Annotated in this window: 18 protein-coding genes; 9 read left to right on the top strand and 9 right to left on the bottom strand. The window is 59.0% G+C overall.

Annotation, left to right across the window (positions count from 1 at the left end; translation table 11 throughout):
- Positions 1-4: 4 nt before the first annotated feature.
- Positions 5-298 carry a cupredoxin domain-containing protein gene (locus tag QCBJ_RS10370; protein ID WP_371916666.1) on the bottom strand — a complete coding sequence of 98 codons (294 nt, stop codon included), beginning with the start codon at positions 296-298 and terminating at the stop codon, positions 5-7.
- 44 nt (positions 299-342) lie between these two features.
- Entirely contained in the window at positions 343-873 is a 531-nt protein-coding gene (locus QCBJ_RS10365; RefSeq protein ID WP_064054558.1) for an iron transporter, read from the bottom strand.
- A gap of 179 nt (positions 874-1,052) precedes the next feature.
- Here QCBJ_RS10365 and QCBJ_RS10360 point away from each other — a divergent pair, with 179 nt between their 5' ends.
- Positions 1,053-1,271 carry a DUF3079 domain-containing protein gene (locus tag QCBJ_RS10360; protein WP_102060739.1) on the top strand — a complete coding sequence of 73 codons (219 nt, stop codon included), beginning with the start codon at positions 1,053-1,055 and terminating at the stop codon, positions 1,269-1,271.
- Positions 1,272-1,329: 58 nt separating this feature from the next.
- Here the strand turns inward: QCBJ_RS10360 and QCBJ_RS10355 are convergent, their stop codons facing one another.
- Both QCBJ_RS10355 and QCBJ_RS10350 read right to left on the bottom strand, forming a co-directional pair.
- Positions 1,330-1,608 carry a hypothetical protein gene (locus tag QCBJ_RS10355; RefSeq protein WP_102060738.1) on the bottom strand — a complete coding sequence of 93 codons (279 nt, stop codon included), beginning with the start codon at positions 1,606-1,608 and terminating at the stop codon, positions 1,330-1,332.
- A gap of 65 nt (positions 1,609-1,673) precedes the next feature.
- On the bottom strand, positions 1,674-2,150 hold the full coding sequence (locus tag QCBJ_RS10350) for a hemerythrin domain-containing protein (RefSeq protein ID WP_012724765.1): 477 nt from the start codon (positions 2,148-2,150) through the stop codon (positions 1,674-1,676).
- Between the two features lie 256 nt (positions 2,151-2,406).
- Between QCBJ_RS10350 and QCBJ_RS10345 the strand changes: the two genes are divergently transcribed.
- Positions 2,407-2,613, top strand: a complete 207-nt coding sequence (locus QCBJ_RS10345; protein WP_012724764.1) for a PLDc N-terminal domain-containing protein — start codon at positions 2,407-2,409, stop codon at positions 2,611-2,613.
- Positions 2,614-2,785: 172 nt separating this feature from the next.
- Here QCBJ_RS10345 and QCBJ_RS10340 read toward each other — a convergent pair whose 3' ends face one another.
- Entirely contained in the window at positions 2,786-3,349 is a 564-nt protein-coding gene (locus tag QCBJ_RS10340) for a type 1 glutamine amidotransferase domain-containing protein (RefSeq protein WP_012724763.1), read from the bottom strand.
- A 203-nt stretch (positions 3,350-3,552) separates the two neighbouring features.
- Here QCBJ_RS10340 and QCBJ_RS10335 point away from each other — a divergent pair, with 203 nt between their 5' ends.
- Both QCBJ_RS10335 and QCBJ_RS10330 read left to right on the top strand, forming a co-directional pair.
- Positions 3,553-3,765 (top strand): hypothetical protein, encoded by a 213-nt coding sequence (locus QCBJ_RS10335; RefSeq protein WP_012724762.1) that lies wholly within the window; start codon positions 3,553-3,555, stop codon positions 3,763-3,765.
- A 2-nt stretch (positions 3,766-3,767) separates the two neighbouring features.
- On the top strand, positions 3,768-4,202 hold the full coding sequence (locus QCBJ_RS10330; protein ID WP_012724761.1) for a hypothetical protein: 435 nt from the start codon (positions 3,768-3,770) through the stop codon (positions 4,200-4,202).
- A 39-nt stretch (positions 4,203-4,241) separates the two neighbouring features.
- On the opposite strand, the gene QCBJ_RS10325 is transcribed toward QCBJ_RS10330, so the two are convergent.
- Complete coding sequence (locus QCBJ_RS10325; RefSeq protein ID WP_102060737.1) at positions 4,242-5,027, bottom strand: DeoR/GlpR family DNA-binding transcription regulator; 786 nt, start codon at positions 5,025-5,027, stop codon at positions 4,242-4,244.
- 121 nt (positions 5,028-5,148) lie between these two features.
- On the opposite strand from QCBJ_RS10325, the gene QCBJ_RS10320 reads away from it, so the two are divergent.
- Positions 5,149-6,309: an alpha-hydroxy acid oxidase gene (locus QCBJ_RS10320; RefSeq protein WP_012724759.1), complete on the top strand. Its 1,161-nt coding sequence runs from the start codon at positions 5,149-5,151 to the stop codon at positions 6,307-6,309.
- Positions 6,310-6,501: 192 nt separating this feature from the next.
- On the opposite strand, the gene QCBJ_RS10315 is transcribed toward QCBJ_RS10320, so the two are convergent.
- Positions 6,502-7,428 carry an alpha/beta hydrolase gene (locus QCBJ_RS10315; protein ID WP_012724758.1) on the bottom strand — a complete coding sequence of 309 codons (927 nt, stop codon included), beginning with the start codon at positions 7,426-7,428 and terminating at the stop codon, positions 6,502-6,504.
- A 162-nt stretch (positions 7,429-7,590) separates the two neighbouring features.
- On the opposite strand from QCBJ_RS10315, the gene QCBJ_RS10310 reads away from it, so the two are divergent.
- Positions 7,591-8,436: an SDR family NAD(P)-dependent oxidoreductase gene (locus QCBJ_RS10310; RefSeq protein ID WP_012724757.1), complete on the top strand. Its 846-nt coding sequence runs from the start codon at positions 7,591-7,593 to the stop codon at positions 8,434-8,436.
- A 32-nt stretch (positions 8,437-8,468) separates the two neighbouring features.
- Positions 8,469-9,056 (top strand): NUDIX domain-containing protein, encoded by a 588-nt coding sequence (locus QCBJ_RS10305; RefSeq protein ID WP_102060736.1) that lies wholly within the window; start codon positions 8,469-8,471, stop codon positions 9,054-9,056.
- 189 nt (positions 9,057-9,245) lie between these two features.
- Here the strand turns inward: QCBJ_RS10305 and QCBJ_RS10300 are convergent, their stop codons facing one another.
- Both QCBJ_RS10300 and QCBJ_RS10295 read right to left on the bottom strand, forming a co-directional pair.
- Positions 9,246-9,569: a contact-dependent growth inhibition system immunity protein gene (locus QCBJ_RS10300; protein ID WP_102060735.1), complete on the bottom strand. Its 324-nt coding sequence runs from the start codon at positions 9,567-9,569 to the stop codon at positions 9,246-9,248.
- On the bottom strand, positions 9,566-14,284 hold the full coding sequence (locus tag QCBJ_RS10295; RefSeq protein WP_102060734.1) for an RNase A-like domain-containing protein: 4,719 nt from the start codon (positions 14,282-14,284) through the stop codon (positions 9,566-9,568). The genes QCBJ_RS10300 and QCBJ_RS10295 overlap by 4 nt, the downstream gene beginning before the upstream one ends.
- Positions 14,285-14,485: 201 nt before the next feature.
- On the opposite strand from QCBJ_RS10295, the gene lexA reads away from it, so the two are divergent.
- Both lexA and imuA read left to right on the top strand, forming a co-directional pair.
- The gene (gene lexA / locus QCBJ_RS10290; protein WP_102060733.1) at positions 14,486-15,103 is read left to right on the top strand and encodes a transcriptional repressor LexA; all 618 of its coding nucleotides are present in this window, start codon (positions 14,486-14,488) and stop codon (positions 15,101-15,103) included.
- Entirely contained in the window at positions 15,103-15,717 is a 615-nt protein-coding gene (gene imuA, locus QCBJ_RS10285; protein ID WP_012724752.1) for a translesion DNA synthesis-associated protein ImuA, read from the top strand. The genes lexA and imuA overlap by 1 nt, the downstream gene beginning before the upstream one ends.

The raw sequence follows: 15,717 nt of genomic DNA, 5'->3' as shown, positions 1-15,717 counted from the left end.
GCTCCTATTCGGCGAGGATGCTGCCTTCGGGCAACTGTGGGTTGAATTCGTCAAAGAACGGGTACACGCCCGGCTTGAGCGGGTGGATCACCACAAAGGTGGTGACGCCGGGCGACAAGACTTTCTCCACGCGCAGCGGTGTGCTTTCGAATTCGGCCGGGCCTTGGCCGAGGTTTTTCAGCACGATCTTGAAGCGCTCACCGGCCTTGACCGCCAGTTGCGGCGGGCTGAAGTGACCGTCTTGCAGGGTCAGTTCATAGCTGCGCAACGGTGCCGCCAAGGCCACGCCGCTCAGCATCAGGTAGCCCGGCAACAGGTAGCCCGGCAACAGGGCGCGGCGCATCAATAACCGCCTTTCTTGCCGATACCGGCGTAGACGAATGCGTAGTGCACTTCGCAGCGTTCGAACCAGGGCGCGACCCCGGTTTCCTTGTCGGTGTGGCGGCCCAGTGAGTGGTGGCCGGCAGGTGGTAATACGCTGAAGGTGAGGGTGTATTGGCCGGGGCCTTGCAGTTTGACGTTATCGCCGTAGTGCGGGCCGTCGTTGGCGACCATGGCGTGGAAGTCGCCCTTGATGGGGGTGTCACTGCCTTGCTTTTTCAGCGAGAACGACAGGTTCAGGTAAGGCACGAAACTGCCTTCCTGAAAACCCTGGGCGTTGTCTGCCGTGGCACGCACATCGGCTTCCAGGTGTACATCGGAATCAGCGGTGGCGCGCATCATGCCGGTGGGCTCCATCTCGATCGGTTGCAGGTACACCGCGCCGATCTCCAACCCAGGGCAGTGTTGGGGCTCGCCGATCGGGTACTCCTTGGCGAGCGCCGCAGAGGTGCTCAACAACAAGACGATGGGCAGTAAAGAGAGGGTACGCATGGAGGCTTCCTGACGAGTGAAGGGAGAGAGCCCGAGTCTAGGAAGGTCTGCTGTGAATAATAATGATTCTTGTCAAGTTCAGGCGATATTTCATGCTTGCCGACCTTGATGTCGGTCAAGGTCGCGCAGGCTACGGGAGGGTAGGGTGTGATGACCGTTCGCCGCCAGGGAAGCTGTTCATGGCCAAGCCTTTTCCGCTGCACCCCAAGCACCCGGAGCGCATCTGCTGGGGCTGCGACCGCTACTGTGCCGCGACTGACCTGGCCTGCGGCAACGGCGCCGACCGCACCATGCATCCCGCAGAAATGCTGGGGGATGATTGGTACGAACACGGCGACTGGGGACTCGCGCCTGAGCCTGATGCCGTTCAGCCATTAACCATCAAAAGCGCACAGTAACGCTGTGGCGAGGGAGCAAGCTCCCTCGCCACGGGTGGGGGGTTCTCCCTTTAGAGCATCAGCTGCCTGAACGGGGTTTTTCCTGGGGGGCTTTTTGGCGGTCGACAGGCTTAGCGGTTTTGGCCGGCTGCTTGTCGGGCGCTTTGGTTTTCTTGGCGCTGTCGGAGGGGCTGCTGGGGTAGGTCCCCGGCGGCAGGGCGGAACCGGCTGCGCTGTCACCGCTCAAGGCGTTGGCGGCAGGCTCGGGGTTATCGCCGAAGGCGGCGAGGGCAGGGCCGGTGAGCAAGGCTGACAGGCCGGCGATAAGCAAAATCCTTTGGGACGATGTGGTCTTCATGACGCAATCCCCTATCGTGATGGATCAAAAGCCTGGAAAACCTCCAGGCTCTGGTCATGCCGCGATCAAGCCGCCATTGGCTTGGTCGACTGCGACTTTTTATGCGCTGCTTTCATGGCTTCCATCTCAGCGCCCAACTCTTCAAGCAACGCCTTGCCCAGCAGTTTTTTAGCCTGCGGGAACATGTCGGTTTCCTCTTCTTCAATATGGTGCTCGAGCAGCTCCTTGACCACTTTGACGCGGCCGGAAAACTCGGTTGTCGAGGGCTCGGTCTGTTTCAGGTCCGGCAGCACCAGGGCGTCGACGGTGCGGTGCTCTTCCTTGGCCTCGTGGTACATGATGTCTTGTTCCTTGCCGCCCGCCTTCCGGAAGGCCGGGTAGAGGATTTCTTCTTCCAGCTTAGTGTGCAGGCTGATTTCCGCTTCGAGCTTGGCCAGCAGCTCAGTGCGCTTTTTAACCCCGCGCTCGGTGGACTCACTCAGTTGAGTCAACAGGGCCTTCACGCGTTCGTGGTCGGCTTTGAGCAGGTCAATGGCATTCATGGGTGACACCTCACGGGAAAACTCAGGGCGCGTCGACATGCACGCCTCGTCCAGTGGAGTAGTGCATCAGCTGTACCAACTTGAGCTTTTTGAAATCGTGTTGTAATTCAATGGGCTACCGATGATGAGCAACAGTGCCTGTCGTGCAGGTTGCATGGTGGGCCCCAAGACGCGTTGCATTCCACCACGTCGGAAAATTTTAATGAACCCTCGGCGCCGATGCTTGACCTAACGCATACGACCTAGGAGGTGAAGCATGGAAATTCAATATATCTGGATCGGCTTGGCGGTGATTCTGCTGCTGTTGGAGTTGTGGGCAATCAATGTCGTCCTGCGCAGCACCGGGGGCTGGGAGACTAAGGGGCTGTGGCTGGTGATTCTGATCTTTGTGCCGCTGCTTGGCCTGATCGCCTGGGCGATGTTCGGGCCTAAACGCGAGATGCCGGAGCAGCGTAAGAGTTAATCCATAAGTGAAAAAAAACAGGCGCCATCGAGGCTAATACCAGTCAATTAAGGGCAAACACTGTACCTGTGGCGAGGGAGCAAGCTCCCTCGCCACAGGTTATTTTTTACCTTTTCTACGTTTTAACGGACTGGCATTACGCGATCGAGGCGTCTGTTTTCGTTCAGCGGCGTTATGAACCGGCGACGGCCTTGGCAATCGCCTGGTTGAAGGCCGGCAGGTCATCCGGCGTGCGCGACGTAATCAACGTCCAACCGTTGGCCTGGCATTCCTTCACCTCGGCATCGACCCACCCGGCAGCGCCAGCGTTTTCCAGGTCAATGCGTACGCTTTTGTAGGAGGTGAGGGTTTTGCCCTTGATCACGCCGGCGTCAATCAGCGCCCACGGGCCGTGACAGATCGCCGCCACGGTTTTACCCGCTTTGACGAACTCATTGATCAGCTTCAACGCGGTCGTATCTTGACGCAGAGTGTCGGCGTTGACGGTGCCGCCGGGGATCACCAACGCATCGAAATCCGCACCCGAGAGCTCGGACAGTTTGGCGTCGGACTCTACGGTCTGGTCCTTCTCGGTGTCGCCGACGAAGGTTTGGGTGGTGCCGCCATCGCTGGAGCCGTGTGTCACCGTCGCGCCATAGCCACGCAATGCTTCCAACGGTTTGAGCAGTTCGTCGCGCTCGATGCCGGTGTTGGACGTGATGACCAGAATCTTTTTGCCGTTGAGGTGTGAACTCATGATCGAGTGTCTCCTGATGGGTGAACGAACAATGGGATATGGGAGAGTTGATTGGGCTCAGGAGGCAAAGGTTTAAATTAATTTGCGCTTATTTCTTGGACGGTTGGCGCGCGCAATTTCCTTGAACTATCCAAATTCACTGAGTTCTGCTGAACACCTGCCCGCGTTTTTTTCGTGGGCCTTCAATGACTTGGAGATAGACCATGACCACCGACAAAACCCCTGCGCCGATCAGCTCTGAAGAGGCTCAGAAAGGCACGGAAAAACCCGCCAAGGGCCAGACCCTGGAACGCCCGAACCCGAAGACCGAAACCGTCGATAAAGTCCTCACGCCCACCTCGATCAAAGACATCGAACGCCAGACGGATGCGATCAACGAACAGGCCGCCAAGGCCGAGCGCAAGCTGGGCCACTGAGCATGGCCCGTGCTATCAGCGCCTCGGAGTTGGGCATTGAACTCAAGCCTGACGATGACGCCAGCCTGTTCAAGTGGTTTGTGGCCAGTTTCCTGATGGGCAAGCGCATCCAGGCACCGATTGCGGCGCAGGCGTACAAGGTGATCGTCGAGGAGGAGGGGCGCGACACTGCGCGCAAGTTGCAGCATTGCACCTCGCGGGAATTGGTCACGATGCTGGGGCGTGCCCATTACGTGCGCTATGACGAAACCACCGCGCAGCGCCTGTTGGATCTGAGTGCCAAATTGAACGCTGAGTACGCCGGTCGGATCACGCGGATGCGCAGTGCCAGCGAAGACCGTGAAGCCTTTGAAAAACGCCTGGGCGAATTCGAAGGCGTGGGGCCTAAAACCATCGAGATTTTCATGCGCGATGCGGCCAAGGTGTTGCGCTGGTGAGTGCTCGGTCAGTCAAGGGCGAACACGCTATTGTTTTGCTCACTCAACCTCTACCCGCAGCACCTCCAACCCTAATTGCTCATACGCCTCCACACTCGGCACGTGCCACTCGGTAATCAATGTGTGAATGCGGCTGCACGGAGCCACCACAAAGGGCTCCACCGCGCCGAGTTTGTCGGCCATGGTCACCGCCACCACGTGGGAGGCGCTGTCGAGCAGGGCTTGTTTGACCGCCACTTCATCAAAATGCAGCGAGCTGATACCGACTTGCGGGTGCAGCGCGCAGACACCGGTAAACAGCAGGTCGGCCTTGATGCTCTGGATCATGCGTACGGTCTCGTGGCCGCTGGTGGACAGGGTCGCCGGGTTGAGTTGGCCACCCGTCAGTATCACCTTCACATCGGGATGGTCGGCCAAGGCGATCGCGATCATGGGCGACGGTGTGACCACGGTCAGGCGGATTGAGCGGGGCAATGACTGGGCGATCTGCAACGTGGTGGAGCCGGAATCGAACAGCACGATCTGGCCCTCTTCCACGCGTTCAGCGGCCAGGCGTGCGAGGCGGCGCTTGGCCTCGTTGGTCTCGCCGACACGGGTGAAGAAGTCTTTGCCGGTGTCCTTCGGCCGGGGCAGGGCACCGCCGTGCACACGTTGCAACAGGCCGGCGGCAGCGAGCTCGCCGAGGTCACGGCGAATGGTGTCCTGGGAAACGGCGAAGTGTTCGACCAATTCCGACGCGGTAACTTTGCCGTCGCGTTCCAGCAGCAACAGGATCTTTTGTTTGCGCAAAGAAGGCAGGTCGATGGCGTGATGAGTGTTGTGCATTGTTTTGCGTCTTTATGCGGGTTTCTGCGAGATTAGACGCGCGCCTATATAAACGCAATGGCTGGTTGCACGGCCGATGGGCGGTTACTCTCAGCATTCAGTTCAGGGAGAGGTGACCTAGATGTCGTTGATTACCACCATCGAAGACTTACGCAAGCTGGCGCAAAAACGTGTCCCACGCATGTTCTACGACTACGCCGATTCCGGCTCCTGGACTGAGAGCACCTACCGCGCCAACGAAAGCGATTTTGCTCGCATAAAATTCCGCCAGCGCGTGGCGCGCAATATCGATGAGCGCTCAATCCGCGCCACAATGATCGGCCAGGACGTGGCCATGCCGGTGGCGTTGGCACCGACCGGATTGGCCGGTATGCAGCATGCCGATGGCGAGATCCTGACTGCCCGTGCCGCCGCCGCGTTCGGCCTGCGCTACACCTTGTCGACCATGAGCATCTGCTCTTTGGAAGACATCGCCGAACAGGTTGGCCAGCCGTTCTGGTTCCAACTGTATGTGATGCGCGACCGCGCCTTTGTCGAACAATTGATAGAACGTGCCAAAGCTGCCGGTGTGGACGCATTGGTGCTGACCCTCGACCTGCAGATCCTCGGGCAACGCCACAAAGACCTGATCAACGGCCTGTCGGCGCCGCCCAAACTGACCCTGCCGAATATCCTCAACATGGCCACCAAGCCGCGTTGGGTGATGGGCATGCTCGGCACCCAGCGGCGTGGCTTTGGCAACATTGTCGGGCATGTCAAAGGTGTCGCCGACATGAGTTCGCTCTCTTCCTGGACGGCCCAGCAATTCGACCCCCGCCTGAGCTGGGACGACGTGGCGTGGATCAAGCAATGCTGGGGCGGCAAGTTGATCATCAAGGGCATCCTCGATGTGGAAGACGCGCGCCTTGCGGCGAACTCCGGCGCCGATGCACTGGTGGTGAGCAACCACGGCGGCCGTCAGCTGGATGGAGCACCGTCGAGCATCAGCCAGTTGCCGGCGATTGTGGAGGCAGTGGGTGAGCGCATTGAAGTGTGGCTCGATGGTGGCATTCGTTCCGGTCAGGATGTGCTCAAGGCGATGGCGTTGGGCGCCAAAGGCACCATGATCGGTCGAGCGCATTTGTATGGCTTGGGTGCGATGGGCGAAGCGGGTGTGACCAAGGCGCTTCAGATCATCGCCCGTGAGTTGGACGTGTCGATGGCGTTATGTGGGTATAACGATATACGCGATGTGAATCGCGAGATTTTGTTGCCGGGTACATTTCCTGAAAGCGTTTATTGAGCAAAAAAAACGTAAAAATATAAAAAGAGTTGTCCACGAAAACCGTGGGTATCTCTGTGGATAACTTTGCGAAGCCCCGGCAGGGTTGGCGATTTAAGCCGAGATCAATATTTGATCAACTTCTGATTTGGCCCAGCATGGGCTGGGTTTGCGCTTGACAGGCAAGCGCGAACCCAGTGCCGAAAAGCGTTTTTATGAGTCGCCGCTGCGACCTGTGGAGTGCGTGACCACCTGGGCCGGCATCTTCGCTTGCATCAGTTTTTCCAACGCCTGGCCATAGCTGCGACCGGCGAGGCTCATGCTGTTGTTATGGCTGGCGCCGGGCACCAGTAACAGCCGTTTGGGTTCCCGGGCGGCTTCAAATAACTGTTGGCTGAAGCGCGGCGGTACGTAGCGGTCGTCGAGGCCATGCACCACCAGCAGTGGCATATGGATGTCGGCAATCTTGTCAATGGAATCGAATTTCTGCGACAGCAGCCAGCGCACCGGTAGAGAGGTGTTCGCTACGGCGGTGGCCACATCCGCCAGCGAGGTAAAGGTGGATTCGATCACCAGCCCGCGTACGGGCAACGGCATCTGTTTACCCAGTTCTGCAGCCAGGTCGATGGCCACCGCGCCACCGAGCGAGTGCCCGTAGATCAGGCGTTTTTGCGGATCGGGTTGCAGCACCTGGAAACGCTCCCAGGCGATACGCGCGTCTTCGTACACCGTGGTTTCCGACGGCAGCTCGCCGCGGCTTTGGCCGAAACCACGATAGTCGATGGCCAGCACCGAGTAGCCCAGCGCATGCAATTGCTCGATGCGAAACAGCTGCCCTGTGAGGTTCCAGCGTACGCCGTGCAGGTAGAGAATCGCAGGTGCGTCCTTGTTGTCCGCCGGGTACCACCAGCCATGAATGTTCTGCCCCGATTTGAGACTGGCGGGCTTGAGTTCGAATTCCTGCACGGCCTTGGGCAAGCCGCTGTACCAACTGGCGGTGCCCGGTTCGATGCGAAATACCAGCTCGCGCTCCTTGTGTTGCAGCATCGCGCAACCCACCGGCAGGCCGACGATCAACAGTGCCATGCACAGCAGGGGAAACCAGCGCAGGCTCAGGCGCGACAGAAAACGTGAAGACATGAAGGTTCCTGGAAAAAGGTGAAGCAGGGGTTTTACCAGATGGTTTGCAGAGGCAGGAATTAATTCGACAGCCGTCCACCGGGATTGCTTGCAAAGTGTTACAGCATTGAACAAACGGTGCACGGGTTGTTAGGGTGGGCAGCCGAACAGGAGAGCAAGCACATGGATTTCACAGGCAAAACCGCTATCGTCACCGGCGGTGCACGCGGGCTGGGACTCAGCTATGCACGGGCACTGGCCCTGGGCGGTGCGCGCGTGGTGATCAGTGATATCGGCGCCGACACTGCCGGTGCAGGCAGCGATGCGTCGGTGGTTCTGGCAGCGGCCGAGGCCTTGCAGGCCGAAGGGCTGACGGTGATCGGCCACGGGGGTGACCTGTCCACGAACGAGGGCTGCGAGCAACTGATTGCGTATACCCTCGAGGCATTCGGCCAACTCGATATCCTGATCCACAACGCCGGCTGGGTGGGTTACCAGAACATCGCAGACCTCGACGCCGCGTTCCTTGAGCGTGCCATGGCGATCAACCTCTACGCGCCGCTGTGGCTGTGCAAGCACGCCTGGCCGCACCTGCTGCACTCATCGGCGCCGCGCATCATCCTCACCACCTCCGACCGCGCCATGTACGCGCAGTACGAGCAAACCGGCCTGGTGGCCTACAGCGCCGGCAAGATGGCGCAATTAGGGATCATGAACGCGTTGAGTCATGAAGGCTTGGATGCGGGGATCAAAGTCAATGCGATCTCGCCGGTGGCCAAGACCCGCATGTGGGGTGTGACTGACGAGCCGGATGAACTCAAGCCGGAGTGGGTGACGCCGGGCGTGCTGTTTCTCGCCTCGACGCAGTGCGAAGACACGGGTTACATCGTGCGGGCCAGCAATGGGCAATTCACGGCCACGCGGTTTACGGAAAACCCTGGTGTGGAATACCCGCGCAACCTGGCCCGCATCAAAGCGGACAGTGCTGAAGCCGTCGCCGCCGCCTGGCCGCGTATCAAACAAGCGTGAAAACGATCACTCCATTGAGTAAAGACCCCACCATGGACAACAGCCCCGTTCGCATCACCGCCGAAGAGACGCTTTCGGAAAACTGGTACCTGCTGAAAAAGTACAGCTTCGACCTGCGCCGCCGCGACGGCAGTTGGCAAGCCCAAACCCGCGAGGTGTACGACCGCGGCAACGGCGCGACCATCCTGCTGTACAACCGCGAGCACCGCACGGTGCTGCTGATTCGCCAGTTTCGCATGCCCACGTACGTCAACGATTACCACGGCTACCTGATCGAAGCGGCGGCCGGCTTGCTCGACAATGCCAGCCCCGAAGAGCGGATCCGCCTGGAAGCGGAAGAAGAAACCGGCTACCGCGTGGGGCACGTGGAGAAGATCTATGCGGCCTTCATGAGCCCGGGGTCGGTGACGGAGCGGATTCACTTTTTCATGGGTGAATATCAGCCGGGTGATCGGGTTGGGACTGGCGGTGGCTTGGAAGAGGAGGGCGAAGATATCGAAGTGCTGGAGCTGGGCTTTGAAGAGGCTTTGGCAAAGGTGCAAAACGGCGAGATTGCCGATGGCAAGACCATCATGCTGTTGCAGCATCTGGAATTGCGGATGCTTAAAGAAGGCTGGTAACCCCCGCTTATTAGTGGGCACGATCATTGTAGTGAGCAGGCTTGCCCTGCGCTGGGCTGCGAAGCAGCCCTAAAACAGACAATGCCGCTTGACCTGAAAGTACCCACTGCCTGCACTGGGGCCGCTTCGCGGCCCAACGCGAGCAAGCTCGCTCGCCACGGGAGCGGGTGTTGCTTCCTTGGGTGCCGTTTAGCGTTTTTCATTTTTCATTTGAGGGGTTCTGCTTTTTAGGGTTGATACAACATGCCTCAACCAAGTTATCCCGTCGGGCCATTCACTGAGATAATAATAGTAGCAACCGATATCGCTGAATAAGTAAGCTTCAAGCTCTTGCTCTGTCTTTCCGCTGCGCATCAGCTTATCCAGTTCTGCTTGCACTTCTAATATTGTGTCTTCAGATGATTCGGAGATGAAGAAGTCAATAACATCATCCGCTTTTTCGTGGTCATAAACCCAGTCTTGATTGAAGTAGCCAGCAAGAAACTGCTGTAGTTCGGGGTAGTCTTGGTTCATGGGTTTGGAAATCCAGTATGAATTCGGTAGCCAGTATGCATGTTAGGGGCTCTACGTATTATTAGGTAAATTTCCTTTCCTGAAACCGCTGTTGTGCTGTTCTTTTTAAAGCTCGTGCCTACGGGGTATTTAGTTTTTTGAGTGATGATTATTTGATTGTTTTTTCCTTTTAAAAAAAGGTCGATTTTAGCTTCGTTTTTGTCCAGTATGGTCGATATTTCCCGCTCTGCTGTTGCTCTATCGTGGAAAGTCGAGGCGGCTGGGATGTGTGGCTCTTGCTTCAAACGGTCCAATAATTGTTTGTCGCTTCTACCTATGTGTTTTTCCATTAAATGTCCTCCTGCTTTCTCATGTGCAACTAACCCTCCTCCTGGAACTATTACGCTATATGGTCCTTCAGGACAGTTCGTGTTCTTACAGCTTAGGCCTAGGGGATCTATCCATCCGGTTGGACTCGGCGCGTACTGATATGCGTTGATCCCACCCGCCAGCTTCACCGGATCTGGAGTCAGGTACCGACCAATATCCGGATGGTAGTAGCGATGGCGGTTGTAGTGCAGTCCGCTTTCTTGGTCAAAGTACTGGCCTTGAAAGCGCAGCGGGTTGTCGATTTTTCCTATGTCGAGCCGGGTGATTTCGCCGTACGCGCGGTAGTGCGCGGACCAGACGATTTCTCCTTCGGTATCGGTGAGTTCCTGTGGAGTGCCGAGGTGGTCAAGTTGGTAGTGGTAGACCTTGGTTTCTTTCGGGCCGAAGCCTTCCAGCAGTGCCAGTGGGCGAAAGCTGTCCGGTTCGTAGAGGTAGCTGCGGTGACAGTCCGCGTGGTGTTCGGCGATGAGTGTGTCGCCTTGCCAGAAGAACTCGGTCGTAAGGCCATCGACGGTTTTGCTGATACGCCGCCCAAACGGGTCGTAGCGGTAGCTGGCAGTTTGGCCGTCGGGTTGGGTAGTGCCGATCAGGCGGTGCTGGCAGTCGTAGCGGTATTGGGTGACGAGTTGATGGCCTTTGCCGCGGCGTTCGCGGATGAGGTTGCCGAAGGCGTCGTAGTCGTAATGGTGGTCGCCTTGGATCATCAGGCGATTGCCCGCCACGATGTCGGGGCCGGGGCGGTTTTGCATGAGCAGGTTGCCGGCCGGGTCGTGACCGAAGCGTTCTTGCTCGCCTTGGGAGTGGTCGGCGCGAGTGAGGCGGCTTAGTGGGTCGTAGTGGTAGTGGTGCTCGCCTTTGCGGGTGTCGAGCAGGCGGGTGAGGTTGCCGGATTTGTCGTAGTCGTAATGACGGCGGTACACCGGGCCTTCGGCATCGCCGATGCTTTGGTTGAACAGGCGTCCCTGGTGGTCGTGTTGGTAAGTGCTGAGCAGTTTGCCTTGGGTACGTTGTTGTTCGCGGCCAGCGTTGAATTGGTGTGAGGTCAGTACCGTGCCATTCAGTTCGACGGTGGAGAGGTGGCCACCTTTAGCGTGCTTGAACGTGAGGCGGTTGTTGTCGGGCAGGCGCAGGTTTGTTAGTTGCCCGCAAGCGTCGTAGCCGTAGCGCAGGGTGCCCCAGCCTTGGTGTTCGGCGGTGAGGCGGTTTTGTTTGTCGTATTCGTAGGCCAGGGCCCAGTGGCCGTCTTCGACGCTGAGGAGATTGCCCTGACGGTCGTAGGCATAGTCGACGACACCACCATCAGGCAGGGTTTTTCTTACGAGTCGACCGGCGTGGTCGCGCTCGTAACGAGTAACCCGCTGACTGCCGTCATCACCGTGTTCGGTCTTTTTCTGAAGGTTACCGTTGAGGTCGTAAACGTAGGCCGTGCGCTGGCCGTCAAACCCGGTTTCCTGCTGGATCAGGCCGTTGCTGTGGTACTGAAGTCGGTAGGTCTCGCCAACCTCGTTTTCGATTTCAGTCAGTAACAAGTGTACGTTGTCGTAGCGGTAGTTGACCTGGCTGCCATCGGCGTTGAGGCGGCGGCTGATCAGGTGCAGGCCGTCGGCGTATTCGTAGCGGGTGACGTTCCCCAGTTCATCGCGTTCGGAAGTGATTTTTCCGTAGGGGTTGTAGCTGTATTCCCTGAGCGCACCGCCCGGCAGCACAACGCCAATTAACCGCCCAACACTGTCCCATTGATATTGGGTCAGCGCCCCATGTTCATCCTCCCGGGCCACCTGCCGGCCAAGATCGTCATAGCGATAACGCTTGATCCCACCATTCGGCAACTGCTCTTCAAGCAACTGCCCACGTTCATTCCAAACCAACTTCTGACAGCTGTGATCCGGATACCAAACCCCAACCAGCTGCCCATATTTGTTGTAGCTGTAGTCAGTAGCGTTGCCGTCAGGATCGGTCCTGCGCGTCACATCCCCCTGATCATTCCGCTCATACTTCCAAACCGCTTCACCACGCCGTACAACCCGTACGAACCCATTGTCATGCTCGTAGGTCGTCGGCTCATCCTCTCCCGGAAACAACGCCACCAAGCGTCCGGCGTCGTCGTACTGATACGCCGTCACCGCTCCCAGCGGGTCCTGCTCAACCGTCAACCGGCCTTTTTCATCGTAAGATTTAAAGTGCTCGGCACCGTCCGGATCCACCCGCTGCACCAGCCGCGCCCGCTGGTCATGCACGTAGACTTCCTGGCTGCCATCGGCGTTAAACACCGTGACCTGCCCGTTGTCATCCCAGGCATACCGCGTGTCCATCTGCGAGAAACTGGCCCAATGCCGCACACAACGCGCCGCCTTACCAGCCCGTTCCCACTCCCAAAAGAAGCTCGCCCCACCGGCCAAACCACGCTCAAGAATGACGTGCTGTTCGTCGTACCGATAAACCTCGCGTTCACCGACAGCATTAGTCGCAGAAACCAGTCGCCCAGCACCGTCATACGCGTAGGAAACAACGTTCTGTTCCGTCACCCAGACGAAAGGCTCAAGACCCGTGGCCCGCTGGATCTGATAATCCACCGCCACGATCCGCCCCGACGCATAACGCAAAAACAACGAACGCCCGACACTGTTATCCAGCCGTTCAATCTGCCCCAGATAATTGCGGGAAATGCGCAACCGGTTGTCATACGCATCGCTGATCGCCGTCAGCGCCCCGTCGCGAAAGTGGTAGAACCGTGACGCCTGCGCCAGCACCAGTTCATCAGGCAACGACCCCAAGTAGATCGCCGCTTCGGCAAGGCTATTGGTGATTGCGGGGCGAGAAACGGAAGGCAAGGGCAGGGTGGTCGAGCGATTTTCATGATCGGTCCAAACAACCGAGTCGCCGGAAACAGCAAGCCGATGCGCCAGCGAGTGACTCCAGCCAAACCCCAACCCACAATCCACTTCCACCGCACTGGTGCGGTACAAGCGCGTCCACTCAAACGGCAACAACCCGTCCAACGCCCCATCGGTCAGCGTCAGCAGTTCCTCGCCGGTGACCATCGACACCGGGCAACCGTTAGTGGCTGTTTTGTCCGAAGACGCGGCCGCCTCTCCAGCCGGGTTCTTAGCAACAGCCGGCACGTCATCCACAGGCTCCCGCCGCACCAACACCGTCCGTTGCTTGGCCTTGTCCCGAACCACCGGCACCGGGTTGGCAACCACCTGATCCCCAGCCTTCAACGGCACAGCCGGAATCGTCTTGATCGTCGTTGCCTGGCTACTGAGCAATATCGGCTTAGCCACCTGCGTGTGATCATCCGCACGAAACTTCCCGAACTGCCCAGCCATGTGCTCCAACCATCTGCGCGCACGCTGAGACTTGATGCTGCCCAGCACCTTCGTACCGATGCGCACCGCCATCCCCATCCCGGCGGTAGCGAGACACAGCGCCACATTGATCAATACTTCGGCGCTGATTTCCCCCAGCAACTCGTTCATGTAGGGCGGCGGCAACATCCGCATCCAACTGACCATTGCCGACAGATAGATGAACAACAGCGGCTCATCGCTCAGCACCATCAAGCCCTTTGCAAGGCTTTCGGTACCGAGCTTCAACAGCTTTTCAAATTCATCCTGGGACAGGTAATGCAGCAGTTTTTCGGCATGCCCCAATGGGTCCAAAAACCACTGCAGCATCTGCTGAATGTTGTCCCAGAGTGAGTACAGCGCCTCACCAAACCCGCGTGCGTAGCCTTGATGCAGTGAGAGGTAGCGCTTGAGAACGTTGGCCTCGGAATAGCCCTTCCACAACGGTTCGAAGGTGGTGCCCCATTCACTGCGTAACCAGCCTTCCAGCGGTTCGATAACCGACTGGTAAGAGGCGTACAACGCCTTGAAATGCGCTGTGGACACGCTGGGGTAGAAACTGACCCGGTACTGCTGGTTGCGATCACATTCCGTGATTTCGAGAATGCCGCTGGGGCCGATGGTCTTATGGAGGGGGTCGCCCAGCGGGCCACCCTTGGGGTCGATGCGTTGCAGCATCACTGGCGTATTGCCAATCGGCACGAATCGAGCGCTCTGGAACATATGCACCAGGGTCAACGTGCCGTTGGCCTGGCAGGTTGCGGTGGTGGTGCTGGGAAACAGGGAGTGGTTGATCGGCGCGACCAGCGCCACGTCATGTCCAACCTTGAAGACTTGCTCGATATCCAGCGCCGAAAAGCTGAAAAAGCTCTCCGCCCAGGCGTCGTAGTGATTGAGGCAGCGCTTGAAGTCGCTGATCACGGAGTCGACGTCTCGCGTCTTTGAATCCAGGGCGGCCAGTACCAAAAAACCAATGGTTTGGCTGGTCAATTCGATCATGAGGCCGCCCCATCAACCGGGGCCCAAACCAATAACGCCATCTGCAATCCCTCGCACTGTGTAGTCAGGCGAGGGACTTTGCGGACCTTTTCAGGGGAGGGGAGTAGAGCTTATCCGGCGGTTATGTGGGACGTTTCGATAACGCTCGTCGGCTCCCAAGCGACTGGCGGCTATTGTCAGAAATTTCCCACAGGAGTACAAATGTACTCCATGACGACTCTGACCCCCCGCCGTACCGCCATCCTGACCTTTATCCGCGACCGCATCGCGCAGCAAGGCCAGCCCCCCAGCCTCGCCGAGATCGCCGAGGCGTTCGGCTTTGCCTCGCGCAGCGTGGCGCGCAAGCATGTGCTGGCGCTGACCGAAGCCGGTTTTATCGAGGTCAACCCCAACCAGGCCCGAGGCATTCGGCTGCTCAACCAACCGGCACGCCCGGAATGGCTGGATGTGCCGGTGCTCGGTCGAGTGGCCGCGGGCTTGCCCATCGGCGCCGATGCTGAAGTGCACAGCCGCCTGCAACTGGCCCCGTCTACCTTTGCGAAAACCCCGGATTACCTGCTGCGGGTACAAGGTGACTCGATGATCGAAGACGGCATTCTTGACGGCGACCTGGTGGGCGTACGCCGCAGTGCCGAGGCCTTGAATGGGCAGATTGTGGTGGCGCGCCTGGACGGCGAAGTGACCATCAAGCGTTTCGAACGCAGCGGCGACAGCGTGCGCCTGCTGCCGCGCAACCCCGCGTATCAACCCATCGTGGTCGGGCCCGATCAGGACCTGGCCATTGAAGGCGTGTTTTGCGGTTTGGTGAGGCAAGGTTGATGGGCGCCGTCGTTGCACTGGACACGCTGTTCAATGGCGGGCGCGTGTGGAAAGGCCGGCCCGCCGCGCCCCCGGCCAGTGTCTATCCCACTGGGCTGGCGGCGCTGGACGCGGTGCTGCCCTCGGGCGGATGGCCGGAAGCGGCGTTGAGTGAAATCCTCATGGCCAAGGACGGCGTGGGTGAGTTGCAGCTGGTGCTGCCGACCCTGGCGCGCTTATCAAAGGCAGGCGAGCGCATTGTGCTGGTGGCGCCGCCGTACACGCCGTACCCCCATGCCTGGCAGAACGCCGGAGTGGATTTGCGCCTGCTCTCAGTGATCCAGGCCGAGGAGCGCGATGCCTTGTGGGCCGTCGAGCAGTGCCTGCGCTCCGGCAGTTGCGGCGCGGTGTTGTGCTGGCCGCGCAAGGCCGATGACCGGGCGCTGCGGCGCCTGCAAGTTGCGGCGGAAACCGGGCAGACCCTGGCGTTTGCCTGGCGCGCCTTGAGTGAGGCGATCAATGCATCGCCCGCCGCCTTGCGCCTGGCCGTCGAGGCGAAACCCGCGCAAGTGCGGGTGCTCAAGTGCCGGGGCGGGCTGGCCCATCCGGCGCCGATTGCGCTGGCGGGGCACTGA

This window comes from Pseudomonas sp. QC2, assembly GCF_002859085.1.
In the GTDB taxonomy this organism is placed as follows: Bacteria; Pseudomonadota; Gammaproteobacteria; order Pseudomonadales; family Pseudomonadaceae; genus Aquipseudomonas; species Aquipseudomonas petroselini.
This window is presented reverse-complemented; position numbering and strand designations above follow the sequence as displayed.

Excerpts from the sequence above, each read along its gene's own strand:
- QCBJ_RS10345 (WP_012724764.1), top strand. The coding sequence starts at position 2,407 with ATGGAAATTCAATATATCTGGATCGGCTTGGCGGTGATTCTGCTGCTG.
- QCBJ_RS10355 (WP_102060738.1), bottom strand. The coding sequence starts at position 1,608 with ATGAAGACCACATCGTCCCAAAGGATTTTGCTTATCGCCGGCCTGTCA.
- QCBJ_RS10365 (WP_064054558.1), bottom strand. The coding sequence starts at position 873 with ATGCGTACCCTCTCTTTACTGCCCATCGTCTTGTTGTTGAGCACCTCT.
- QCBJ_RS10310 (WP_012724757.1), top strand. The coding sequence starts at position 7,591 with ATGGATTTCACAGGCAAAACCGCTATCGTCACCGGCGGTGCACGCGGG.
- QCBJ_RS10305 (WP_102060736.1), top strand. The coding sequence starts at position 8,469 with ATGGACAACAGCCCCGTTCGCATCACCGCCGAAGAGACGCTTTCGGAA.
- QCBJ_RS10325 (WP_102060737.1), bottom strand. The coding sequence starts at position 5,027 with ATGCACAACACTCATCACGCCATCGACCTGCCTTCTTTGCGCAAACAA.
- QCBJ_RS10300 (WP_102060735.1), bottom strand. The coding sequence starts at position 9,569 with ATGAACCAAGACTACCCCGAACTACAGCAGTTTCTTGCTGGCTACTTC.
- imuA (WP_012724752.1), top strand. The coding sequence starts at position 15,103 with ATGGGCGCCGTCGTTGCACTGGACACGCTGTTCAATGGCGGGCGCGTG.
- QCBJ_RS10315 (WP_012724758.1), bottom strand. The coding sequence starts at position 7,428 with ATGTCTTCACGTTTTCTGTCGCGCCTGAGCCTGCGCTGGTTTCCCCTG.
- QCBJ_RS10340 (WP_012724763.1), bottom strand. The coding sequence starts at position 3,349 with ATGAGTTCACACCTCAACGGCAAAAAGATTCTGGTCATCACGTCCAAC.
- QCBJ_RS10330 (WP_012724761.1), top strand. The coding sequence starts at position 3,768 with ATGGCCCGTGCTATCAGCGCCTCGGAGTTGGGCATTGAACTCAAGCCT.
- QCBJ_RS10335 (WP_012724762.1), top strand. The coding sequence starts at position 3,553 with ATGACCACCGACAAAACCCCTGCGCCGATCAGCTCTGAAGAGGCTCAG.
- QCBJ_RS10370 (WP_371916666.1), bottom strand. The coding sequence starts at position 298 with ATGCTGAGCGGCGTGGCCTTGGCGGCACCGTTGCGCAGCTATGAACTG.
- lexA (WP_102060733.1), top strand. The coding sequence starts at position 14,486 with ATGTACTCCATGACGACTCTGACCCCCCGCCGTACCGCCATCCTGACC.
- QCBJ_RS10320 (WP_012724759.1), top strand. The coding sequence starts at position 5,149 with ATGTCGTTGATTACCACCATCGAAGACTTACGCAAGCTGGCGCAAAAA.
- QCBJ_RS10295 (WP_102060734.1), bottom strand. The coding sequence starts at position 14,284 with ATGATCGAATTGACCAGCCAAACCATTGGTTTTTTGGTACTGGCCGCC.
- QCBJ_RS10360 (WP_102060739.1), top strand. The coding sequence starts at position 1,053 with ATGGCCAAGCCTTTTCCGCTGCACCCCAAGCACCCGGAGCGCATCTGC.
- QCBJ_RS10350 (WP_012724765.1), bottom strand. The coding sequence starts at position 2,150 with ATGAATGCCATTGACCTGCTCAAAGCCGACCACGAACGCGTGAAGGCC.